Raw genomic sequence first — 23409 nt, 5'->3', positions numbered from 1 at the left:
TCTGTGTTCTTCCAGTACAACCTTCCCTCGATGCCTTTAGAGTCCCAGTATTAGAAGCGAAACATATTTCCTGCTGATAACCAACCCTTAACTGAAAACATCTGTAACAACTAACTAGGTTATTTTACTTCAAGCCACTCGTGAAGTAAATAACCTAGTTATTCTTTATAGATTCATCAAATTTCTTAAAGTTGGAACAACTATAAATTCGATTAGTGACTTAGATATTGCATATCAGTTTTAGCTGTGTACGTGATAAGAGGAGGAAGAAGGATGGAATGTAAGATAAGAAATATCTCTATTCATTACGAAATAATAGGAGAAGGGAAGCCAATAATAATGCTGCATGGTTATTCTCTAGATCACAGATTGATGATTGGGTGCATGGAACCTGTATTTCGAGCTAGAGATGGCTATAAAAGGATATATATTGACTTACCAGGCATGGGGAAGTCAGAGAGTGCAGACTGGATTATCAGCGCTGATGTGATGTTAGATATTATAATTGAATTTATAAATAAGATCATACCAATTGAAAATTTTTTACTCGTAGGTGAGTCATATGGAGGCTATCTTTCAAGAGGAGTCATTCACAAAATGGCAGACAGAGTAGATGGTCTTTTGTTAATTTGTCCTGTTATAATAGCAGATACAAAGAAGAGAACTGTTCCCGAACATATTGTTTTAATAAAGGATCAGGAATTATTATTTAATCTAACTCCAGAGGAGGCAGAACACTTTAGTTCTATGTCAGTGGTTCAAAGCCAACATATATATGGAAGATATAGAGATGAAATAGTAGAAGGTACTAAACTTGCAGATCCGATATTTTTGGAAAAATACAGAGAAAATGGATATGAATTTTCATTCGATGTGGATCAATTAAATAAAAAGTTTACTAGACCTGCGCTAGTATTGGTAGGAAGACAAGATTCAGTTGTTGGATTTAAAGACATGTGGAGGATATTGGACAATTTCACAAGAGCTACTTTTTCTGTGCTTGATAGAGCAGGACATAATTTACAAATAGAACAAGAGGAAGTACATAATTGCCTTGTAAATGAATGGCTTAATAGAGTTGAAGAAAGGCTTATACTTTAAAGGTTAATAATGAAATACCCAAGGAGGAAATGTAAAATGACCCATCCTGCATTAAAAATGTACAATTACCATGTATGGGCTAACGGAGTTATAATGGATCGTTTGAAGGAGCTTCCACAGGATATTTATCATAAGGAAATTCAGAGTGGTTTTTCTTCGGTATCAAAGGTGTTGTCACATATGTATGTCGCAGAGTATGGCTGGTTTGAGATGATCTCAGGTAAAAAAAGCATGAATGAAACATTAGCATGTGCAGATCAATTAATGGAACAAGTTGGAATGAAGAATATTGAAGAAATGCAAGCCTTATTTTTAGAGTTAGCTGATCAATACAATGAATTTTTGGGTCATCCAGAAAATATAGAGAAAGCGCTGGTGATCGATAATCCATATGCAGGGATGCTTGAAACGTCTGTTTCCGACACGGTGCTCCATGTTGTTACTCATGGCTCATATCACCGAGGGAATATAGCTACCATGCTAAGACAAGTGGGATATACCTCTGTGATGCAGGATTACGGTCTCTACTTATACCGTTCAAATAAGACCTAAAACAAGAGAGCTAGCTCTTTATTCATTGCTTCATAAAATGAAACGCATCATCCCCCGCATTTGAAAGATGTGCGGGGGTGATTTTTGAATCTCTATTCTTCTTGCCATAAAGCTGGGACACGGTTAGGCTCCCAACCCTGTAGTGAAGTATGGCTTTGGAGGCTACGATAGGTCTTACCGTGATAAATGATGAGGTCACCAGCAGGATAGTAGATAGATGGAGCCCATTCGTCTGCCTCTGGGTTACTTGGATGGTGAGGATCAGTGGGATCGCATGGATCTGGTTCTGTTGGTTCAATGGGCTCAGCAGGTACATTGGATTCAGTATCACTACAATCCTCAATATAACTCCAGACTCCCCATTCCCCAGTGGTTCCAGGTTGTTCCCCTTGTGTCCACCAACGTGCTTCATAGATTTTATGATGATATTGAACCTTGTTTCCACCAAGATAGATCTCGTTCTTGTTCCATGTGGGGAGGTTAGCACATGTATCTGTACCTCTGGTTTTGACGGTGACAGAATTAGATAGAGGTGATTCATTTCCCATTCTATCTACTGCTTTAACCTGATAAGTATAGGCTGTGTTGGAAGCTAACCCTGTATCCACATAGATTGTTTGAGCTGTAGAGGCAACTCTGTTTCCGTTTCTAAATATGTGGTATTCCTCAATTCCGTGTGGTGAAGTAGAAGCTGCCCATTCAAGCTGAATACTGGATTCGGTTTGAACTGTAGAATGAAGGCTGAGAGGGGCAGTGGGACATCTTCTCCTGTATCTTCGTTGACCAAATGAATATCAATGACATTATAGAAAGCATTATCTGTATCTCCAATTTCCCAAACTCCTAATATCAAATGATAGCCACTTCGGTCTGTTGGAACATCACACTCATGTACAACTCTTGCAGGAGGGCGACTTCCTCCATCATTAAAATAGCAAAATAATTCAAGATCGGCACGAGCGAGAGGGCGATTGGGGTCCCAATCTTTTTTCGTGATATAATACTTCCATTCCGCCGTACTGTGCGGAGCGGTGAGCCTCCATGTAAACGCATTCATTCCGCCGTTTATTGTTACTTTCTCCCAACGATCAGCCCTTTGCTCAAATAACTCTGTAAATACTCCTGCTCCCGTAATTTCACCATCTGCTGGTCCATACTCCGGAAAAGACCCCTGCCCTTCTAAGCTCTGAGGCTCATATTGAATTGGACCACAATCGGTGTTGATTCCCTGAGAACATAAATAGGCACGACTCGCAGGTGATTCTACATAACCATGGGCAGCTACACTTTCGGCGAAAACAAAGGTGCAAATCGTAGCAAGAAGAGCTACACTGCAAATGGCTATGAATGATGTGAATTTCTTTAACCGCGTTTTTTCTCTCTTCCCATTCATCTTGACACACATCCCTTCTAAAAATAAAAAAGTGCATTTGTTTTAATCTTCAGATATCATGATGTCTAGACAACATGATATGTTGTTTTCTTTATGACAGTCAAGAGATTTCTAGTCATATCGCCATGAATTGAGGGAAAAGAACTACAAAATGTGTAGTGTATTGGTTACATATAACTACTTTATTGTATGTGATGTAAAACTTATGATTTATATGGTGTAGAAAAGTTCATTTGTATGTAACAAAACTCGTCATTGACAAATATAATATAACATAATAGTATATGAGTATAACATAATTAAAGCGATTTCAAATAATAAGGTGGAGGGATTTTTTAATGGGTATTCTTGTGTGTCAAACGTGTGAAAGAGCTATTGACCATTTCGAAGATGAGAAAGTATCCCGACTCTATACGGTTTGTCCGAATTGCCATCAGTGCAAGTCAGAAAAAGAAGGCAAAAAACATACGTGATCAACACCATCAGGCAGGCTCCCCTAAAGGGAGCTTTTTTCTGTCTCTTTTTTTCTGCTATTTGATGAAAAATCTTTCGTTAGGTATACAACCCACTTGTATAAATCGTAGTTAAATGATGAATTACTTCCTCAATTGAGTCCTCTTTTTCCAGTTGAATAAGATCCCACATAAACATTTCATTAGAGTAGAACCAGCCTTTGGCTATAAGTAAAGGATCTAATTGCTGCTTGGCAAGCCCTTTGGATTGAGCATAGGAAATGTCTTGAGAGATGCGCAGAATAAATTTTTTTCGAATCTGTATCCATTGTTTCTCCACCTCAGAAGATATTCCAATGGCTTCTTTTACGACTTTCATCATCTCTCGTTCCTTGAAGGCGAGTGAAAGAAATAGGTGAACCTGATGCGAAATCATTGTATAAGCCTCTTCTTTTGTACGTGGTTCAAATGGTAACTCAGCAACCTGATAGAATTGCCCCATTAATTCTTCCATTAGAACACTGAATAATTGATCTTTATTTTTAAAGTAAACATAAGCTGTTCCGTATCCGGTCCTAGCTTGTTTAATAATTTGTGAGATCGTCGCTTTGTGAAACCCATGTTGCAGGAATATGTCCCGTCCAGCTTCTAAAAGCTTCTGCCTGGTTTGAATGGCTTGGCGCTGTCTAGCCGATAATGAGTTTATTGAATTTGTCACTTTTTCATTCCTTTCTTCATGCCGTTTCTCTAAGTTTCATTAGATTTGTAATACATTGTACAAGTTTATCATCGGTTTGCCAAATTGAACGTAAACAAATTTCAATTCATTGACACTATGTCATTGACTATATGTCAACCAAGGATATATAATTTTTTTAAAGAATACATTTCATTTTCAGTGAATGGAGGCATCATCAATGAGAAGTGAAGAGCATGGCTATACTCTAGAATACGCTAAACAATTAGACGAACAAGATGAGTTAGCTTCATACAGAAAAGAATTCTATATTCAAAGTGAAAAAATATATTTAGATGGGAACTCTCTAGGGCTCTTGTCTAAGAGGGCAGAGAAAACGTTGCTTGAACTGCTTGATTCTTGGAAAAGCTATGGGATTGATGGCTGGACGGAGGGGACGTATCCTTGGTTCTATTTATCTGAAACCTTAGGGGAGAAGATGGCTCCATTGGTAGGTGCTACTCATAGGGAAGTAATTGTAACCGGTTCCACGACATCTAATTTACATCAGTTAGTGGCATCATTTTTTGAACCGAAGGGGACGAGGACAAAAATAGTAGCTGATGAGTTAGCCTTTCCCACAGATATCTATGCCTTACAAAGCCAGTTGAGGCTACGTGGACTAGATCCAGAAAAACACCTAGTAAAGGCGAAAAGCTCAGATGGACACCTGCTGGCAGAAGAAGAGATTATTCAAGAGATGAAAGAAGACGTGGCATTAATCATTCTACCAAGTGTTCTCTATCGCAGTGGGCAAGTATTAGATATGAAAAAGCTAACAGAAGAAGCTCAACGTCGAGGGATTCTCATAGGGTTTGACTTATGTCATTCCATTGGTTCTATTCCTCATCAGTTGAATGAGTGGGGAGTTGACTTTGCCTTTTGGTGTAATTATAAGCATTTAAACGGTGGTCCAGGTGCGGTTGGAGGGTTATATGTTAATCAGCGGCATTTCGGCAGAATACCCGGTTTAGCAGGATGGTTTAGTTCACGGAAAGAAAAACAATTCGATATGGAGCATCAATTAACACCAGAAGAGCATGCGGGAGCCTATCAAATGGGAACTCCTCATGTACTAAGCGTCGCTCCATTAATTGGATCTCTGGAGATGTTTCATGAAGTGGGGATTGAAAAGATTAGAAAAAAATCACTACAGCTTACTAAATTTATGCTCGAACTCCTCGCGCATGAAGTGAAGGACTATGGATTTATCGTCCGCAATCCACTTGCTGATGAACAGCGAGGGGGGCATATCTTCCTTGAGCATCATGAGGCTGCTCGGATTTGCAAGGCGTTAAAAGAGCATCAAGTTGTCCCTGATTTTCGTTCTCCAAATGGAATTCGCCTAGCTCCAGTGGCGCTATATAATACATTTGAAGAGGTCTGGTTGTCCGTGCAAAAATTAAAGACCATTATGGCTGAAGAGCAGTATAAAAAATTTGAAAATAAGCGTGGAGTGATCGCGTAACATGATGAAAAAACAATCACAAAATCAAAATAAGTGGATCGATATATCCCAGCCGTTAAATGATCAGTTGGCTCATTGGCCTGGAGATACTCCATTTTCATATGAGGTAGCTTATTCCAAGGAACAGACGGGATCTGTTAATATTGGTCGCATGACAATGAGCTTACACTCTGGTACTCATGTGGATGCTCCTTTGCATTTTAGAAATGATGGAGAAAAGATTCTAGATCTGGATCTTCAGATCTTCATAGGTCCTTGTCGGATCATTGATGTTTCAGGACATGAACAAATTGATCGAGAGGTATTAAGTCAATATGATCTGGATGGAGTGAGCCGTCTATTACTGAGAACCTCTATTCCTAATAATCCAGCTTTTTTTCCCGCACAGATTCCTTATTTGACAGCAGATAGTGCTCCTTATTTACATGAAAAGGGGATCCAGCTTCTAGGAGTAGATGTCCCTTCTGTTGATCCATTAGATAGTAAAGAAATGGAAGGGCACCATGCTCTCTATCGATATGGGATTCACATTTTGGAAAACGTCATGTTAGATCAGGTTGAAACAGGAGATTATGAATTGATTGCTCTTCCTTTGCCTCTTCAAGATGGGGATGGAAGCCCTGTGAGAGCCGTAATAAGAAAGATATAACTGATAGGTGGAGGATGATACGATGCAGGATCAAAATAAACACAAGCGATTTTCAACGACAGAGAATGAAAAGGAAATTCATGTGGATTTCTCCAACAACATGACGTATGGTGAATATCTGCAATTAGATAAAATTTTATCAAGTCAAACAAGATTGTCTGATCATCATGATGAAATGCTATTTATCATTATTCATCAGGTAAGTGAATTGTGGATGAAGCTCATTCTTCATGAAATGCAGGCAGCGATTGAATTGATTGAGCAGGATGATCTACAGGCATCCTTTAAGAGGTTGGCAAGAGTATCGAAAACACAGTCTCAAATCATTCAAGCATGGGATGTCCTCTCTACACTAACCCCAGCGGAGTATATGCAGTTTAGGGATAAGCTTGGGCAAGCCTCGGGGTTTCAGTCTTTTCAATATCGAATGATCGAATTTGCTTTAGGGTATAAAACTCCGCATGTGCTTCAAATTTATGAAAAGGATGCTGAGCTGCATCAGAAGCTCCAGCAAGCGTATCAACAGCCGGGGCTATATGATGTGGCGATTAAGCAATTAGCAAATGCCGGGCTTGTGATCAATCCGGAAGTGATAGACAGAGATTATTCGATCCCGTATCAGGCAGATGATACCGTGCGTCAGGCATGGCTAAAGGTGTATAAGGATGTAGAAACCTACTGGGATTTGTATCAGTTAGCGGAGAAGCTCATCGATATAGAGGATTGGCTGCAACAATGGCGTTTTCGTCATATGAAAACCGTTGAAAGAATTATTGGGTTCAAAATGGGAACAGGCGGCTCTTCGGGTGTCAATTATTTAAAGCGAGTCCTAGATCAACGATTCTTCCTGAGTTATGGGATCTTCGTACGGAGTTATAGCAGGCAGGATACAGAGGGTCAATAGGAAATAGAGAAAAGAAACGGAAACAAAGACGTGATAAAGTAGAAGCAAAAAGGACTAGAGATAATCCCTTCTAGTCCTTTTTATCATGAGATTCTAAATTGCGAGCGGTTTCACTCTTCTCCACATTTTTTTCATCTTCAAAGGTACCCAATAACACATCATATAGTGGATGAGTGACTCCATACCAATAATTTTCATTTTTATAATGGTGGAGCATATGGACTTTTTTCATCCACCGTCCCCAAGGGGTCAGTGGAGTGATAGGCCGATGAGCAATATAATGCTTCCATTCGTAGAATAATAGAAAACCGATGATTCCTGTTACAAAAGAGATTGTAAACAGGAAGTTACCCGTAAAAAAATAGACAGCCAAAGCAGAAATAAGAATGATGGGAGCACTATACCATAAGGGTAGGAATAACAGGTGCAAATCATCGGGCTTTACATGATGATCATAGTGCAGGCGCTTAATCATTTTTAAAAGAGTTGGATTCTTTGGAGGTTTCATATGAAATAAAAAGCGGTGAATAAGATATTCACTCAAGGAGTAGGCGATCATTCCAGATGCAAGGAAACCCCATAGTTGCCACTGGTCAAGACTAGGAAGGACGATTCCTAAACCAATAAAAAACAACAAGCCCATAACCATAATATCAGGATAAAGGATAAAATCTTTGATCACTTGCTTTTTCATCTCTTGTGTCCCTCCTATGCTCCCATACAGAAGTAAAAAACGTCATCTTTAAAATAAATGAGATTTCTTTGGCAATTATGCCTCCTTTCTATGTGGGATTAGCAGGTCAAACTCGATCTGGCTTTTTTCTTCTCCATTTATGCGAATCCGTAAACGATGTCTTCCCTCGTAATGCTTTCGAGTCGTCAGGTCTTTGAAAGCGTGTTTTTTCCTAAGGTGAGTGCTTCCAGAGGGAAATTCACGCTGAGTTAGTTGGAAAACTTTTGGCGAGTGATTGCCATTGGCTTTGACATAATCAATAAAATATTCGATTCGGAGCATTTTAGCTTGTTTACTCTGATTCAACAGCTCAAAGGAGAAAGTGAGGGTTTCCCCTAATGTGATGACAGGAGAAGAGATGTTTAAGTTCCTCACCTTCACCTCATCTGATGCTATATAGCCAAATAGCTGTAACAGATCAGGGTCTCCTTGTTTCAATAGGCTACGACTCGCATGCTTCACAATCCAATCTGTATGGGAGTGGTGACCTAGCCATGATGTGGCAATAGATTTAAGGATGTGCGGGTGATCCTTGGAGATATCGTTTAAATTATTGGCAACACTTTTTCTTACATAGAGCGAGGAATCCTCTCTAAGCTTTTCAAGAATCGGTAGAATAGGAGAAGGATCAGCAACTAAGCTACCTAGCTTCATGGACCAAGGGAGTCGAGGGCGACATCCTTCAGAAGACAAACGTCTTACATGATGGTCGTGATGGTTCGCCCATTGTTCCATTTGTCTTACCATTCTTTCTTGATCCTTGAGGATAAAAGCTCTTACAGCAAATTCTGAACTGGAAGAAGGAGTAAATCTTTCGAGAGCAAGAATGGATTCTTCCCAATGATCCAGCCCATATGCTTCGACAAAGTCAGGAAAGAACAGATATTCAATTCCCCTACACTCAGAAGCAATCTCCTTTAAGATGGATAATGACTGACTATAAGAATCGGGAAGTCCCTCTCTTAATGAGAGAGTGATATGACGAATTCGTTGTTTAAGTTCCTTGTTCTCCCACTCTTCATCGAAAATCTTACGCAGAAAACGCTGCTCATCAAATGTAGGATACTTGTTTTTGATGATCGATATAAAGGAATGGAAAAAATCCAGATGATATTTATCTTTTAATAGCTCAGCCATGACGACACCACCTATTTCGAGAATACAGTGCGAATGCACCTTGTTGCTTTCATAGCCAAGTGTATCACGGAAACGTGTCAGGGGTTGTCATCATTGCAAAAAAAGTGCTTCGTTATTTAGAGAATAGACCGCAATGCTGAATAATATCATTTGTTGGAAGTAAGGTAGCCTCATATATGTCCACCTTGTTGTTCTTCAAAAAAGACTGCACGACATGATATCCAACTGCGTAGCCAGCAAAAGAGGACAAACCTACTGCTTGATATCCTAGTTCAGTGGCTATGGAATCACCAAACATATAACTGCTAACCTCAGCAAATCCTTTCACTGCTAATGCCTCTTTTAGTACAGCAATAGAGTAGTCCAGCTCCTCTGCATCGAAGGAGGTCACCCAAGGACCTAGAAGTTCATCTCCATAGAGTTCTCGGGCAAATGATTCAGCTAAGCCTTCGATGATTAAGTAATCACCGACCGTAACATTTCCATGATCCCAATCAAAATAAGAGAAACGGAGATTATGGTGAAATTCATGGGCAATGAGGGCAGGGAGTTTTGGAATGTTATAGGGGGTTGGGTTCATAGTGATCATGATAAATCCAGGAATGCCGCCAAAACCGCAATATCCTTTTTGTAGCTCCAGTTTTTTAGGATCAGCAATATATAACCCAAATGTTAAAGCGTCAGCCTTGATAGTTAACTGATGTGCACGACTGACTTCCAAGCACCTCGATAATGTAGTTCGAGCTGTCTGTAGGGCATGTATCTCCTTTAAAAGCAGCAATGCCTGCTTTCCTTTGACGGTTTCAGTCATATCCAAATACCCTAGCATGCTTGTAGCCATTTTGACATCATATCCATTCTCTTGCTTTGCTTGGAGGGGAACATGTATTGTTGCCCACATCTCTTCAAAAGGCTTCATCATCGAATACCGGAAATAATCCTCTCTTTCTTCTTCTGACAACGAAAATAATTTTTCATATTGCTCAAGCGTATTTTCAATAATTAATTGCATACTGACACCCCATTCATCTTTTATAACGATTCTATTCGTTACTATAAATTATTACGTAACGTCAGAGTCAATAGAAAAGTAAAAAAGGATGATGGTCTAAAAAAACAGTACAGAAAAAATTAAGCAAACAGAAAATTTCGTATTGCGAAAAATATTTCGTGAAGATAGAATAGTGTACAAAGACTATATACTTAAGATGGGACATAAATCATGAAAAAGAAACTATTTTTATATGTGAAAGCACTCTCTGATTTCGGGACATTTATGGATTTAATTGTTTTAAATGTAGTGGTCTATGCAGCAACAGGAAGTGCAGCGTGGTTAGCCGCTACGATGGCTGCCCGAACACTGGGAGGAGTTCTCTCTAGCTTATTTTCGGGAGTTGTAGCGGATCGGTTTAACAGAAGAAAGATTATGATTGCAAGTGATATTATAAGGGTCGTCATCATTCTCCTTCTTATTCCATTCCCGAGTCCAATGATGATTATTGTGGGTTCTTTTTTAATTGGCGCATGTAATAGCTTTTTTATGGTAAGCTTTAGTGCTGAGATTCCTCAAATCTTTGGACAGAATAAGATTCTGGAAGTGAACTCTTTGATTGCTAGACTGACCTCTATCAGTTTAGTAGCAGGATTTATTGCCGCAGGTATTTTGACAGATTGGATTGGCTATGAATTAACCTTACTCATTGACGCAGGTACGTATCTGTTATCTACATATGTGTTATTAAAATTGAAATGGGAAACAACACCTGCCAGAGTTCTTCCTATTACAGATGGTATGAAACAAAAAATAACAGCCATAGGAAGCGATTTAAAGGAGGTAGTTAAATATTTGGTGAATGTTCCTTTGCTTCTCCTGCTCAATATTGTTTTTTTAGTAGGAGCCTTTGCAGGAAGTTCTCATAATTTAGGCATCCCCTTACTAGCAGAAATCATAAGCCTGATCAACAAAGCTTCTATTATGGGATGATCTGGGGAGTTTGGGGATTGGGTTCCATCTTGGCTACCTTAACCCTGCCCAGAATCAAATGGTTGAAGGATCAAAAGCTGTTTCTAGCTGCTTTCGGTTCAGCCATTCTCATGTCCACTGGCTTTATGATTTTTTATCCAGTATAAATTTGTATGTCATCCTTAGCTTTGCGTTTTTCACTGGAATATTTGATGCTTGTTTTACCACTTTACATGCCACAACGCTACAAAAGTCAGAGAACCATATTAGAGGTCGAATTTTTGGTGTGGGAATGCTCTTAAAATCGGTTGGCTTTGCAATTGGTTTTATCGTTGCTCCCATTGTATTGAAGTATGTAACAATGTCTGTTATGGTTTGGCTGTTCCATGGTTTTTTTGTCATGATCACTCTACTGGCTCTAGTGATTTCATGTTATTTAATCGTAAAGGAAAAAGAGAAAAAAAGTATCAAGCTGCCTGTTCAATCATAATACCAATGTGAGCAAGACGTTTTTACAAATTATCCCTTCCTTGTTATGATAGTTTTAAAAATAGCTTTGGAAGTTTAAGGAGGAGAGCATGTCTATTCATTACGATACGCTGCGAAAAATAGCGCAGGAGATCATAACTATTCCCCAGCATTTTCAACTAGAGATGGAGGATAGTATCCCAATAGGAGACGAGAAAGAGCGGGCTTTTGTCTGGGAGGTGCCTGGGACAGATGAAAAAATTGAGATTTGCTTAGATTTAAATACAGGTCAATTAACAAGATTAGAAATAGAAAGAGAACAAGAAGAAGAGAGAAAGACAGATGCAATGGAGAAAGAAATCAGAGCGGTTACCGATCCTTTTCTGAAAAAACATGCCCCAAACCATGCTGCTTATAAGTGGGTAGAAATAGAAAAGCAAAATGGAATCTATCATATATGCTATCAGGAGGCAGTAGGGGGACTCCCTCTCCCCAATACAGGCTGTTCTTTTGAGTTGGACAAGGAATTACAAATCATTAGATATCGGCTTGAAGAATATCATCAACCTACGGAACGTCCTACCTGGCCTGCTCAGATTGTAGAAAAAGAGAATGTTTTACAGAAGATACAAAGTGAAATGAGAACGGAGCTTGCCTTTGTTACGTTATGGCCATCTATCTATGAAATAGAGGGACAAGAGTCTGAAGAGCGCCTTGTCTATCTTCCTACTCCGAGCCACAGGTGGATGGATGCTGTGACAGGAGAAGATTTATTTGGGATGGACCACTATTTAATGCCACCGAGTGCCCCTATTGAATCGAAACAGGAAGGTCAAATAGATCAACACATAGATTCGATCCAGCAGAGGGCAGATTGGGAGAAGCGGTTGGGCATTGACGCTAGGCAACATACTGTATGGAAATCGAAGGATGATGGAGAAACCTTATCTTTTCTTTATAGGCAACAAGGCAAGGACAATGACACTGAGGAACTAGAAGCCCTGTCTGTAGAAGGCTACATGAAACGAAAATTTGGCAATATGCTTAGAAACTTAGAAGCTTCTTATATGTTCCAAATAGAAAAATCAACAGGACGATTACTAGGTTTTTCAAGGGGAGGGGAAGAAGAGGAGAGGACACCTTCTTTTACTCGGAAGAAATGCTGGGAAAAAGCCGAGTCTTTTTTACAAGCTGTTTTTCCCGATTTTCGCTCCTATCTATGGCTGCGGGAGGACAAGGAGGATACAGAGGACGAGGCACGCGAAGTTGAATTTTTCTATTTGCCTGTTTATCTGAATGGCGTACCTGTTGAGAGTGAAAGTGTTACCATTCGTGTTAGCACGTTTACGGGAGAAATCACTTGGTACAACGGAGTATCTTATGCTAAGCTCTGTCAGCTTCAGACGCATTCTTCGACTCCCGTGCTGACAGCAGAAGAAGCGTTAGCACGTTATGCAGAGCATCTTTCGGTATCTCTTGAATGGTTTCATGATCTAGACGTCGAACCCCATACGTATCGTTTAGTATATAAGATGAGCCTAGGGGAACGTTCGGATGGGGCAGAAAAGAAACAGCGAGAGCTACGCTATATTGACGCTTGTTCTGGAGAGGGTATTTGGAATCGAAAAGAGTGAGCAGAGTCCCCATTTTTCATCACAGAATTATTCCCGACTAAGAGTGAACACCCCATGTCAAAGAAGACATGGGGTGTTTTATCCCATTCTAACCGTCCCTTTTAAGCTTGAAGGTTCATGGGTTAACGAATGGGTCTATATTCTTTGATCACTCGAATAAATCGAAAATCATAATCCTCTGGACCTTGGACAGGTAAGCCCACCTCCATATTATGACGAATATAGGTCAAATTATCCTCTGTGATAATTTCTCCTGGTAATAATATAGGGATTCCGGGAGGATAAACCATAATAAATTCAGCAATGGTTCTTCCAGCTGATTGCTCAAATGGAACCAGCTCTGTTTCTGAATAGAAAGCTTCTCTTGGCGACATCGCTAAAATAGGGATATTAGGTAGCTCAATTGGAATGAGTTCTATAGAGGAATTTGACGCATGAGCGTAATCCTTGACCCTTCTTAATGCCTTGACTAATTCTTGGATAGATTCTTCCGTATCCCCAGGTGTCACAATACACAGGATGTTATACAAGTCGCTCATCTCAACTTCAATATTGGCATGATCACGCAACCAATTCTCAACTTCAAATCCAGTCAAACCAAGATCGCGCACATGAATTAGGAGCTTGGTTGGATCAAAATCGTAGGTAGCTTCATCCTCTCCTAAAATTTCTTCTCCCATACAATAGAAACCGCGAATCTGGTTAATTTCTGCACGCGCTTTATTGGCTAGTGCAATAGCAAAGCTAGCCATCTCCCTGCCATGCAGAGCTAATTGCTTTCTTGCCATATCAAGGGAGGAAAGCAAGAGATAAGAGGTAGAGGTTGTTGTCAGCATACTAATCACGGATTGTACTCGTTTAGGATTGACAAGAGAGCCTTTGACATTCAATACAGAGCTTTGCGTCATAGATCCACCTAATTTATGTACACTTGTTGCCGCCATGTCGGCTCCAGCTTCCATCGCAGACATAGGGAGCTCCTCGTGGAAATGGATATGGACACCATGAGCCTCATCAACCAGAACGGGAACATGAAAGGAGTGAGCTACCTCGACAATTTCTTTCAAGTTGCACGAAACACCAAAATAAGTGGGATTGATGACTAGCACAGCTTTGGCATCAGGATGTTGTTCTAGAGCCGTTTTGACAGAAGAAGTAGTAATGCCATGAGAAATCCCAAGTCTTTTATCCATCACTGGATGAATAAAGACAGGAATGGCTCCAGAAAAGATGATAGCGGAAGAAATGGATTTATGTACATTCCGAGGAATGATAATTTTGTCGCCAGGACCGCAAACAGACATAATCATGGTCATGATCGCTCCACTTGTACCTTGGACGTTAAAATATGTATGATCTGCACCGAAGGCGTCGGCTGCTAGGGTTTGGGCCTCTTTGATCATTCCTTTGGGATGATGTAAATCATCTAAAGGGCCAATATTAATTAAATCGATAGAGAGAGCATTCTCTCCAATAAACTCACGAAATTCAGGATTCATACCTACCCCTTTTTTATGACCGGGAATATGAAATTGAATTGGATTTCGTTTGGCATGTTCAACAACACCTGTAAATAAAGGGGTGTTATTGTGATCTAGAATTTTTGTCAAAAGGACCACCTCTTTCATATAACAATAAAATAGACGACCATCAGATGGAGCTATTATTCCAACTTGATGGTTAGAACGAGATAAAACAAATTGAGTATATCAAATTAAGGCAGGAATGCAAGAATTATTTGCAGAATGTTTCAATGTATCGAATTGGATTCAGTACAAATCAAATAGAGAAGGTGAAAAAAATGAAAACGAGAATAACCTCTTTATTACAAATCGACCGCCCGATCATCCAAGGAGGACTTGCCTATTTGGCTTATGCTGAATTGGCAGCTGCCGTATCTAATGCAGGTGGATTAGGGCAAATTACAGCTATGTCCTTATCCAGTCCAGAGGAATTGAAGAGAGAAATAGACAAGGTCCGAAAACTAACCGATAAACCCTTTGGTGTGAACTTTGCCATTGGGCAGCATGGAAGACCCTATGAACATATGTTAGACATTGCAGTCCAAGAATATGTACCTGTAATCACGATGACAGGGGGCAACCCACAGCCTTTACTAGAAAAGGTGAAAGACACAGGAATTAAAAAGCTAGTTCTCGTTTCCTCTGTCAGACAAGCGCAAAAGGCGGAAGAATTAGGAGCTGATGCTGTTATGGCAGTGGGACAAGAGGGGGGAGGACACATTGGTAGAGAAGATCTGGGTACCTTTGTTCTGATCCCTAAGGTCGTCGATTCTGTGAAGATTCCTGTCATTGCAAGTGGTGGAATTGGAGATGGTCGCGGTTTGCTAGCTTCCTTTGCTTTGGGAGCAGAAGGAATTGAGATGGGGACTCGATTTATTGCCACTCAAGAGTGTATTCATGCTCATCCAGAATATAAAAACCTGATTGTTTCTGGCAGTGAGCAGGATACAGTGGTTATCAAACGAAGCCTTGGAGCACCGGGACGAACCCTACATACCAAGCTAGCGCAAAAAATTATAGAACGAGAAAAGAGCGGTTCAACCTATGAAGAGCTAGCTGAATATATCGGTAGAAGAGCCAATCAGAAATTAATCTATGAAGGAAAAGCAGATGAAGGGTTTGGCTGGGCTGGTCAAGTTATTGGTTTGATTAAGGATATCCCAACGGTTCAGGAATTATTAGATCGTATGGAGGCAGAAGCAAGAGAGTACTTACATCGCAGTCAAAAAATATGGGAGGAATAGGTTTGTTCTATTCCTCCTCCTGTGTAAGTCTAGGGGCGTAATGCGAGTTTGTAGAGGGGGGCTAGAGTAGAGAAGGTTTCTAGAATCTTCTCTGTTAAGGCCTGTCCATCACCAAGGATCGCCTCTTCTCTAGGAATTTGTACCCCGCATAAGAATTCTGCTTTCTTTACTTTGTGCAGCCTTTGAAGCAAATCCACCAGCTTTTCTTCATCCATCTCTCGAATGACCTCAGGCTTCATATGATCATCTGACCAAACATAGTGGTCAGGAATTTGCTTTAAAATACTCTCTGTTTCTTCTAAGGCAGTCTTCGCAAAATCCCCTTTGATTGGAGATTCATAAATCATCGCAAACCAGATAAAGAGGTGGGATTGCCACAAGCCAACTTGAAAATGCGGATGCTGCTTATAGCCCCTTTTATTATTCGCCCATGCTACCCATGTATCATTTGGTGGATTTACTGTTCGACGTGCATGCTTTGCCACATGAGGGTACATCTCTTCACCAGTCAGTGATCCTAACTCAGAAGATAGATTTTGTCCTAATAAATCTAGTTTTGGACGGATTTGCTCAATGAGGCTTCCATTCTCGGTTCCAAGCCTTCTATCTTAAATACATCAAAATCTTTTGCCGTAAACCCTGTAAAAGTCATCTTTCTTGCGCCTCCTTATTCTGTCTACCTTACACTATACCAAAATGAATCATAAAGAAAAAATAAAAAGCTTTATAAAAAATGTGATGCTGACAAGGGAAGCTGCATAATAATAGATACTAACACTACAGAAAAGTGAAAAAAATAATTTTCAAAAAATTCGCATTTCCCTCTATTCTTTTTGTCTAAATTTGTCGATAATAGGTATAAGAAGTAGTTTATCTCGTTCTAATCGTCGGTAAGACTCCCTCCTCTATAGGAGGGAGATAACCGACGCTAAGAACCAGATAAGGGCGACTAATCATCAGGTGGAGTAAAAACTCCATCTGATGGAAGTCTACTTTATCGAATTTAGAAAGGGAGTGACGTAACCATGGAAAAAGTATTGGAAGTGTATAGGAAAGACGATGCTGATCGCAGAATCCCTGTGTTACGCTTGGAGATTGATTATGAATTACTTAACTTGCATGATGCGATGTTGGATGAAGATTTAGAAAAAATGGAAGGCTGTAAACAAAAGCTTGAGGAGCTAAGAAAAGAATTATTGTTATTAGAAGCCTACAGATCTGGAGGTAAGAAGTGGTCAGTAAGAAAAAAATAGAGAAAAAATGGTAAGCATCTCGTCTGGAGTTTGGGCGAGGTGCTTTGTTTGTAGTATACTTATTCTCATAAAGGATAAGGGAGGAGAGAATGATGACAACAGCTAGCTTACAAGAGTTGTATCAACAGGCTAAATCGTGGACGATTGAAGCGGGAAATAGATTAAAGGATTCGCTTCAGGAAGCCTTACAAGTGGAGTATAAAACATCAGCGGCGGATTTAGTGACAGAGAAGGATCGAGAAACAGAGCAATTTTTTGTGGACCTCATTCAAAAGCATTACCCAGAGCATTATATCTTGGGCGAAGAAGGAATTTGTTCAGCAAAAGAGTATGATCCTTTAAATGAGGTAGTCTGGATCATTGATCCTATCGATGGAACGACTAATTTTGTTCACCAAAAACAAAATTTTTCGATTTCCCTAGCGATTTACATAAAGGGTGAAGGCAAAATAGGAATCATCTATGACCCGATCAAGAACGAATGCTTCCATGCTCTAAAAGGAGAAGGAGCTTACTTAAATGAGAAGAAATTGGATATGTTAAGGACAACGACAGTGGAGGAGGCTCTAATCGCGATCAATAGTTTATGGTTAACTCCTAATTCATTGTTTGATCATCTTTCTTTACAGAAGCTTGTTAGACAGGTTCGTGGTACACGTTCGCTTGGTTCAGCTGCTTTAGAAATAGCTTCAGTAGCGAGTGGAAGATTAGATGGATATATTACTCTAAGGCTCGCCCCGTGGGATTTTGCAGCAGGGCTAGTGATCTTGGAAGAGGTAGGAGCTAAGATGTCTACAGTGGACAATCAGCCCATTGATGTATTTGAAAAATCCTCTATTTATGTAGCGAAGCCTAGCTTACATGAAGCGCTTATGACTACGTTTTTACAGGGAGCAAAAAAATCCCCTTAAAAAAAGAGGGGATTATGAGTGAGTCTGATCTTCTTCTCTCCATTTCTTCTTTAATGTGAATCCAAAACCAGTAATGAAGATGGAAGCAATGAAGGCAAGGACCCCCATAATGGGATTGCGTGCCCCTAAGGAGAAACCGACAAGGATAAAGCAAGTCACTCCTAAAGTAGCTATGAGTAAAAAAATAAGCTTTCGTTTCATTTATATCCTCCAAATGATAAACTAGGGTACAGAGCATAAGAAAGACTGGGCATATGGCTTCTATTATAACATATCTATAAGAATCTGTTGCCAACCAATATGAAACAAGTGTACACTTGATAAGTTAGAAATGCTACCAGGAGGCGAACAAGGTTATAGCCTCATGACGAATATATGAAGGAGCTTGAGAGAAAAGTATGAAAAGAAGAGAAGACTTACGTAATATTGCTATCATTGCCCACGTAGACCATGGAAAAACGACCTTAGTTGATAAACTGTTGATGCAATCTGGAACCTTTCAGGAGCACGAACAGGTAGCGGATCGCATGATGGATTCCAATGATCTGGAAAGAGAGCGTGGGATTACGATCTTAGCAAAAAATACGGCGATTCAATATCAAGATCATCGTATCAACATCTTAGATACACCTGGACATGCCGATTTTAGTGGAGAAGTAGAACGAATCCTAAAAATGGTGGATGGAGTTTTACTAGTTGTTGATGCTTTTGAAGGCTGTATGCCGCAAACTCGATTTGTTTTGAAAAAGGCTCTAGAACATCAATTAACTCCTATTGTTGTAGTGAATAAGATCGACCGAGAGCATGCCCGACCTCTAGAGGTTGTGGATGAAGTGATTGATTTATTTATTGATTTAGGAGCGAATGAGGATCAATTAGAATTTCCGGTTGTCTATGCGTCTGCTTTAGCAGGGACATCCAGTTTAGATCCAGAGCAACAAGGACCCGATATGGTTCCTTTATTTGAGTCAATCATCTCGCATATTCCAGCTCCGATAGCGGATGAACAACAGCCGCTTCAATTTCAAGTAACGATGCTCGATTATAATGATTACCTAGGTCGAATTGGGGTTGGACGAGTTCAACGAGGAACCATGCAATTAAACCAAGCGGTAGCCGTTATGAAAGCAGATGGCTCTGTTCGTAATCTAAGAGTGACGAAGCTTTTCGGCTTTATTGGCTTGAAAAGAGTGGAAGCACAGGAAGCAAAAGCGGGAGATATTATTGCAGTGGCTGGTTTAGAGGATATTAACGTAGGGGAAACCGTGTGCGATCCTGCTCATCAAGAAGCGTTACCTCTATTGAAGATAGATGAACCGACATTAAAGATGAACTTTATTGTGAATAACAGTCCTTTTGCTGGTAGAGAAGGAAAGCATGTTACCGCGAGAAAGCTAAAGGATCGTTTGATGGACGAGCTTGAAACAGATGTGAGCTTGCGAGTGGATGAAACAGATAGTCCTGAGGTGTTTGTTGTATCGGGGCGTGGAGAATTACACTTGGGAATTTTAATCGAGAACATGCGTCGTCAAGGCTATGAGTTACAGGTTTCTAAGCCTGAGGTTATTATCAAGGTGGTAGACGGTGTGAAATGCGAGCCTGTGGAACGGCTGATTGTCGATGTTCCTGATGAATACACAGGAAATATCATGGAAGCCATTGGTTACCGTAAGGGTGAAATGACCAATATGATTAATAACGGTACTGGACAAGTCCGTTTAGAATTTATGATTCCATCTCGAGGTCTCATTGGCTATCGCACCGAGTTCTTAACTCAAACACGTGGATACGGGATTATGACACACTCTTTCGACTCCTATCGTCCAGTTGTTAAATCGAACATTGGTGGACGTCGTTTTGGAGCTCTGATCGCTCATGAAACAGGGACAGCCAATACCTATGGACTCTTAAATGTTGAAGACCGAGGGACGATGTTTATTGTTCCGGGAACAGAAGTATACGAAGGTATGATTGTAGGGGAGCATTCTCGAGAGAATGATCTTACGGTTAATGTCTGTAAGGCGAAGGCAGCGAATAACATTCGTTCTGCAAACAAGGAAGAAACCGTCAAGCTCAAAGCACCAAGACGTTTAAGCTTGGAAGAGGCTCTAGAGTTCTTAAATGATGATGAATATTGTGAGATTACGCCAGAATCGATTCGTTTGCGTAAGAAATATCTCAATAAATCAGAACGTGAGCGTCATGAAAAGAACAAGAAGAAAGTAGAAGCATAAATTTTAGGGATTAGGAAGTATAAGGTAGGGAGATGATACGATGAAGTTAGGATGTCATGTCAGTGTGGCAAAAGGATTTCTACATGCCTCTAAGCAAGCAAAGGCTCTGGGAGCTGTTTCGTTTCAGGTTTTCACCAAAAACCCAAGAGGCTTAAAGCCCAAGAAACTAGATGTCAAGGATGCTCAGCTCGGCTTAGAGTTTTGTCAAAAAGAAGGGATCGACCTGATTTGTCACACTCCCTATATCACCAACTTATCCACTCCGAAAGAGGATTTACTAGAGGCAACCATTCGTTCAATCAAAGAGGATCTTCTCATTGCTGAAGCATTTGGAGCCAAGGGAGCCGTTGTCCATTGTGGGAAGCATGTAGGTGAAGGGGAAGAGGCAGGGACAAAAAGGATGATAGAAACACTTAATCTGATCCTGCAAGACTACGAAGGCTCCACAAAGCTTCTTCTAGAAAATACAGCTGGCCAGGGAAGTGAAATAGGCTTAGAAATTCAAACCTTAGTGGATATCCGTCTTGCTACTGATTTTCCTGAAAAAATAGGCTTTTGTTTTGACACCTGTCACTCCTTCGCTGCGGGTCAATGGGATGAAGATACTTTTCCAGCCCTTGTTGATCAGATGGAGGGATCAGGATACCTTGATGCCCTATACTGTATCCATTTCAATGATAGCAAGGCGCCATTTGGCAGCCGAAAGGATCGTCATGAGAAGATTGGGAAGGGAGAAATTGGAGCAGCTGGCTTAAAGCAATTTCTGCTTGAGGAGCGCTTTGCTCATCTTCCCATTATTCTAGAAACACCTGCCGAGGATGAACAAGAATATGCCGAAGAAATCCTATATCTTAAAGAACTAATCGCTGAGGGAGGGAAGTAACATGATCAAAGACTGGATCTATTCTTACTTCCATCCAGAAATATTTCCGGCATTTGTCACTTTGTATTTTGTCATTTTTATCCTTTCTGCCATCGTCTACAAAATGGGGTTTGCCAGAAAGCTTCCTATTTTGAAGTCTTTTGTTGTCTATGTGGCGTTGGCATTCGGATGTATCCTTCTTGCTTTTTTAGGAACGGGACTACCGATCCCTGAATCCTTACTTCTTGCTGTAATCTTACTGGCGATTGTCAAAATAAGAACAAGGAACTCAGCTCCTTTTCGTAATCGCTCAAGTGAAGAACAAGAGGGGAGGAAGGATGTATGACGCTAGAAGATGCTATCTTTAATTATTTGCAAATTAAGCATGTCGCAGTGAATCGACCAGATGATGGTGCTGCTCAGGAAACGTTTCAATTCTTTCAGGAGATTTTGGATGAAGATTTTAAGCTTGAGGATTTTAAGGAAGAATTGCAGGACGGAATGTATATCGTGCGTTTTATTTACGAAGAGGCAGAGCAAGTGAAGGAATACCCTGCTGAATTTGTTCAGCAGCTACTATTAGATATTCAATCTGAACCTAAATTTAATGAGTAAGGAAAAAGCCCCATTTTTTTGCTTGAAGTAGAGCAAGAAAAACGGGGCTTTTTTTTGAGCTTATTTTTTAGTCACCATTCATCCTTTTTTATTTGGAATGTTGGGAGCTTTAATGTTCCTTCTTCTCTTCTTTTTTCTGTCTTATCACGAATTCTATCGTTACACTCTTCACACATATAAGTTACGAGAGGATGGTTTCTTAATCTTTTGCCTTTTACAGAATCACGATCAATCTCTTGGATTTTATTACAAAGTACACATTTTACTCTCATCGTTTCTGCCTCCTATATCTTTAGTATAGCATGGAAAGACAGATTTTACGAAAGGGAAAGAAATAGGAAGAATAGGGGACATGAATTGACATCTTTTTCTTTTAGCCGTACAATTTATACTGTCAGAAAAAATGGGAGTGAGTAGAATCGTGGAAAAAAATCCACCGTTGAGTCGAAAGGATAAAGCCAATCAAATCAAGCGTAATAAGAAAAAAAGAACGCTGAGGATTGTGCTGCTTTTTCTCCTAATGAGTCTATTATGTATGGTTTCGATTGTAGGCTATGCTTATATCAGCTTAGATAAAGCCTTAAATAAAATCGCCAGTTCTCCATCTAAAGCTGTCAGCGCAGCAGAAACGAAGGCAGAAGTAGATGAGCATCCAGAAGATACTCAGAAGCCCTTTGCGGTTGCCATTATAGGTACTGATAATCGACCTGGTTCTGGTGGGACTCTCAATACAGATGTTTTAATGGTTGCGGTAGTTGATCCTAGTAAGCATGATGTTCATTTGCTTTCTATCCCCAGAGATACGAAGGTGAAGATCCCAGGTTACTCAGGCTATCGTAAGGCGAACTCTGCTTATGCTCTTGGTGAAACAAAGCGAATCCAACAAGAAAAGGCGAAGAAGGAAGTCACGACGTCAGGTGTTTCTGTCGTCAGGGACATGCTCTCTGATTATTTAGAGATACCCGTTCGTTCCTATGTCACGATAGATTTCAAAGGATTTGAAGCGGTGGTAGATGCAGTGGGTGGTCTGAAGATCAATGTTCAGAAATCAATGATATATGACAGTTATGCTGATGGTACTCATATCCGCATCTCCAAAGGGGAACAGGTTCTTGATGGAAAAAATACACTAGATTATGTTCGCCATCGACTAGATAATAGAGGAGTTAACTATCAATCAAGCGATTTCGAGCGAAATGAACGCCAGCAAGAGGTCATTAAGGCATTAGTGTCTAAATTAATAACGATAGAAGGAATGAAGAATCTACCAAATGTGCTTGAGGCTGTGGTCGAACACACCTCTACTAATTTGACAAGAGAGCAAATGGGAGCCCTTATTCCTGATCTTAAAACGATCTCGAATGAACGAATCTCCACCATTGCTAACCAAGCATACTGGGATTCAAAGCAGAGCTTTACGGTTATTCCAGAAGAGAGATTAAACGAGATTCGGGCTGAATTGAAAGAATTACTAGAGGGGCGAGAACTAGAGAAACAAGAACAAGAATAATTCCTCATAGAATAGGTTTTCAGATGAATGAATAACATGTATAGTAAATCTTACAAGTGAAAAACTA

At 40.2% G+C, this 23409-nt stretch carries 25 protein-coding genes and 2 pseudogenes; 17 read left to right on the top strand and 10 right to left on the bottom strand.

Going from position 1 to position 23409, the window contains the following annotated elements; all coding sequences use genetic code 11:
- The first annotated feature begins 273 nt into the window (after positions 1 to 273).
- The gene (locus JCM10596_RS05595) at positions 274 to 1101 is read left to right on the top strand and encodes an alpha/beta fold hydrolase (protein WP_025026273.1); all 828 of its coding nucleotides are present in this window, start codon (positions 274 to 276) and stop codon (positions 1099 to 1101) included.
- 36 nt (positions 1102 to 1137) lie between these two features.
- Positions 1138 to 1653, top strand: a complete 516-nt coding sequence (locus tag JCM10596_RS05590; RefSeq protein ID WP_025026272.1) for a DinB family protein — start codon at positions 1138 to 1140, stop codon at positions 1651 to 1653.
- A 92-nt stretch (positions 1654 to 1745) separates the two neighbouring features.
- Here the strand turns inward: JCM10596_RS05590 and JCM10596_RS05585 are convergent, their stop codons facing one another.
- Together JCM10596_RS05585 and JCM10596_RS24090 are read right to left on the bottom strand one after the other, a co-directional pair.
- Positions 1746 to 2363, bottom strand: coding sequence for a carbohydrate-binding protein (locus JCM10596_RS05585; protein WP_439644803.1), 618 nt, complete (start codon positions 2361 to 2363; stop codon positions 1746 to 1748).
- Positions 2246 to 3046, bottom strand: a complete 801-nt coding sequence (locus JCM10596_RS24090; RefSeq protein WP_025026270.1) for a lytic polysaccharide monooxygenase — start codon at positions 3044 to 3046, stop codon at positions 2246 to 2248. Before JCM10596_RS24090 ends, JCM10596_RS05585 begins: the two co-directional genes overlap by 118 nt.
- A gap of 338 nt (positions 3047 to 3384) precedes the next feature.
- On the opposite strand from JCM10596_RS24090, the gene JCM10596_RS28600 reads away from it, so the two are divergent.
- Positions 3385 to 3519 (top strand): GapA-binding peptide SR1P, encoded by a 135-nt coding sequence (locus tag JCM10596_RS28600; RefSeq protein ID WP_081791921.1) that lies wholly within the window; start codon positions 3385 to 3387, stop codon positions 3517 to 3519.
- Between the two features lie 79 nt (positions 3520 to 3598).
- Here the strand turns inward: JCM10596_RS28600 and JCM10596_RS05570 are convergent, their stop codons facing one another.
- On the bottom strand, positions 3599 to 4216 hold the full coding sequence (locus JCM10596_RS05570; protein WP_025026269.1) for a TetR/AcrR family transcriptional regulator: 618 nt from the start codon (positions 4214 to 4216) through the stop codon (positions 3599 to 3601).
- A gap of 199 nt (positions 4217 to 4415) precedes the next feature.
- Here JCM10596_RS05570 and kynU point away from each other — a divergent pair, with 199 nt between their 5' ends.
- From kynU to kynA, 3 genes and pseudogenes are all read left to right on the top strand, one after another.
- Complete coding sequence (kynU, locus tag JCM10596_RS05565; protein WP_025026268.1) at positions 4416 to 5702, top strand: kynureninase; 1287 nt, start codon at positions 4416 to 4418, stop codon at positions 5700 to 5702.
- 1 nt (position 5703) lies between these two features.
- On the top strand, positions 5704 to 6351 hold the full coding sequence (gene kynB, locus JCM10596_RS05560; RefSeq protein ID WP_025026267.1) for an arylformamidase: 648 nt from the start codon (positions 5704 to 5706) through the stop codon (positions 6349 to 6351).
- 22 nt (positions 6352 to 6373) lie between these two features.
- Positions 6374 to 7230, top strand: a pseudogene (gene kynA / locus JCM10596_RS24085) (tryptophan 2,3-dioxygenase).
- Positions 7231 to 7325: 95 nt separating this feature from the next.
- On the opposite strand, the gene JCM10596_RS05550 reads toward kynA, so the two are convergent.
- From JCM10596_RS05550 to JCM10596_RS05540, 3 genes are all read right to left on the bottom strand, one after another.
- The gene (locus tag JCM10596_RS05550; RefSeq protein WP_025026266.1) at positions 7326 to 7949 is read right to left on the bottom strand and encodes a sterol desaturase family protein; all 624 of its coding nucleotides are present in this window, start codon (positions 7947 to 7949) and stop codon (positions 7326 to 7328) included.
- Between the two features lie 75 nt (positions 7950 to 8024).
- Positions 8025 to 9125, bottom strand: a complete 1101-nt coding sequence (locus JCM10596_RS05545; RefSeq protein WP_025026265.1) for a DNA alkylation repair protein — start codon at positions 9123 to 9125, stop codon at positions 8025 to 8027.
- A gap of 112 nt (positions 9126 to 9237) precedes the next feature.
- Positions 9238 to 10137: a DUF2268 domain-containing putative Zn-dependent protease gene (locus JCM10596_RS05540; RefSeq protein WP_025026264.1), complete on the bottom strand. Its 900-nt coding sequence runs from the start codon at positions 10135 to 10137 to the stop codon at positions 9238 to 9240.
- A 210-nt stretch (positions 10138 to 10347) separates the two neighbouring features.
- Between JCM10596_RS05540 and JCM10596_RS30055 the strand changes: the two genes are divergently transcribed.
- The 3 genes from JCM10596_RS30055 (at position 10348) to JCM10596_RS05530 (ending at position 13190) form a co-directional block, all read left to right on the top strand.
- A complete protein-coding gene (locus tag JCM10596_RS30055) occupies positions 10348 to 11109 on the top strand; it encodes an MFS transporter (protein ID WP_234410413.1) in 762 nt (253 codons plus the stop codon).
- Positions 11110 to 11119: 10 nt separating this feature from the next.
- Entirely contained in the window at positions 11120 to 11578 is a 459-nt protein-coding gene (locus JCM10596_RS30050) for an MFS transporter (protein ID WP_234410412.1), read from the top strand.
- Positions 11579 to 11666: 88 nt separating this feature from the next.
- Positions 11667 to 13190, top strand: coding sequence for a YcdB/YcdC domain-containing protein (locus JCM10596_RS05530; protein WP_025026263.1), 1524 nt, complete (start codon positions 11667 to 11669; stop codon positions 13188 to 13190).
- A gap of 122 nt (positions 13191 to 13312) precedes the next feature.
- On the opposite strand, the gene JCM10596_RS05525 is transcribed toward JCM10596_RS05530, so the two are convergent.
- Positions 13313 to 14818, bottom strand: coding sequence for an aminotransferase class I/II-fold pyridoxal phosphate-dependent enzyme (locus JCM10596_RS05525; RefSeq protein ID WP_051541188.1), 1506 nt, complete (start codon positions 14816 to 14818; stop codon positions 13313 to 13315).
- Between the two features lie 173 nt (positions 14819 to 14991).
- Here JCM10596_RS05525 and JCM10596_RS05520 point away from each other — a divergent pair, with 173 nt between their 5' ends.
- Positions 14992 to 15957 (top strand): NAD(P)H-dependent flavin oxidoreductase, encoded by a 966-nt coding sequence (locus tag JCM10596_RS05520; protein ID WP_025026261.1) that lies wholly within the window; start codon positions 14992 to 14994, stop codon positions 15955 to 15957.
- Positions 15958 to 15986: 29 nt separating this feature from the next.
- On the opposite strand, the pseudogene JCM10596_RS24075 reads toward JCM10596_RS05520, so the two are convergent.
- Positions 15987 to 16609 (bottom strand): annotated as a pseudogene (locus tag JCM10596_RS24075) (YktB family protein).
- Between the two features lie 373 nt (positions 16610 to 16982).
- Here JCM10596_RS24075 and JCM10596_RS05510 point away from each other — a divergent pair.
- Both JCM10596_RS05510 and JCM10596_RS05505 read left to right on the top strand, forming a co-directional pair.
- Entirely contained in the window at positions 16983 to 17210 is a 228-nt protein-coding gene (locus tag JCM10596_RS05510) for a YkzI domain-containing protein (protein ID WP_025026260.1), read from the top strand.
- A gap of 92 nt (positions 17211 to 17302) precedes the next feature.
- The gene (locus JCM10596_RS05505) at positions 17303 to 18121 is read left to right on the top strand and encodes an inositol monophosphatase family protein (RefSeq protein WP_025026259.1); all 819 of its coding nucleotides are present in this window, start codon (positions 17303 to 17305) and stop codon (positions 18119 to 18121) included.
- Between the two features lie 12 nt (positions 18122 to 18133).
- Here the strand turns inward: JCM10596_RS05505 and JCM10596_RS05500 are convergent, their stop codons facing one another.
- The gene (locus tag JCM10596_RS05500; RefSeq protein ID WP_025026258.1) at positions 18134 to 18322 is read right to left on the bottom strand and encodes a DUF5325 family protein; all 189 of its coding nucleotides are present in this window, start codon (positions 18320 to 18322) and stop codon (positions 18134 to 18136) included.
- Between the two features lie 197 nt (positions 18323 to 18519).
- Between JCM10596_RS05500 and typA the strand changes: the two genes are divergently transcribed.
- From typA to JCM10596_RS05480, 4 genes are read left to right on the top strand one after another with little or no spacing between them, the layout of a single operon-like run.
- A complete protein-coding gene (gene typA, locus JCM10596_RS05495) occupies positions 18520 to 20355 on the top strand; it encodes a translational GTPase TypA (protein WP_025026257.1) in 1836 nt (611 codons plus the stop codon).
- A 40-nt stretch (positions 20356 to 20395) separates the two neighbouring features.
- Positions 20396 to 21238: a deoxyribonuclease IV gene (locus tag JCM10596_RS05490; RefSeq protein ID WP_025026256.1), complete on the top strand. Its 843-nt coding sequence runs from the start codon at positions 20396 to 20398 to the stop codon at positions 21236 to 21238.
- 1 nt (position 21239) lies between these two features.
- Positions 21240 to 21563 carry a YlaH-like family protein gene (locus tag JCM10596_RS05485; protein WP_025026255.1) on the top strand — a complete coding sequence of 108 codons (324 nt, stop codon included), beginning with the start codon at positions 21240 to 21242 and terminating at the stop codon, positions 21561 to 21563.
- Positions 21560 to 21832, top strand: coding sequence for a hypothetical protein (locus JCM10596_RS05480; protein WP_025026254.1), 273 nt, complete (start codon positions 21560 to 21562; stop codon positions 21830 to 21832). The genes JCM10596_RS05485 and JCM10596_RS05480 overlap by 4 nt, the downstream gene beginning before the upstream one ends.
- A 71-nt stretch (positions 21833 to 21903) precedes the next feature.
- Here JCM10596_RS05480 and JCM10596_RS05475 read toward each other — a convergent pair whose 3' ends face one another.
- A complete protein-coding gene (locus JCM10596_RS05475) occupies positions 21904 to 22104 on the bottom strand; it encodes a YlaI family protein (protein WP_025026253.1) in 201 nt (66 codons plus the stop codon).
- 149 nt (positions 22105 to 22253) lie between these two features.
- On the opposite strand from JCM10596_RS05475, the gene JCM10596_RS05470 reads away from it, so the two are divergent.
- Positions 22254 to 23342, top strand: coding sequence for an LCP family protein (locus JCM10596_RS05470; protein WP_025026252.1), 1089 nt, complete (start codon positions 22254 to 22256; stop codon positions 23340 to 23342).
- The last annotated feature ends 67 nt before the right edge of the window (positions 23343 to 23409 follow it).

It is taken from the genome of Caldalkalibacillus mannanilyticus JCM 10596 (assembly GCF_000615945.1).
Classification (GTDB): Bacteria; Bacillota; Bacilli; order Caldalkalibacillales; family JCM-10596; genus Bacillus_AT; species Bacillus_AT mannanilyticus.
The sequence above is the reverse complement of the archived record's forward strand: the minus strand, read 5'-3'. Positions and strand labels throughout refer to the sequence as shown.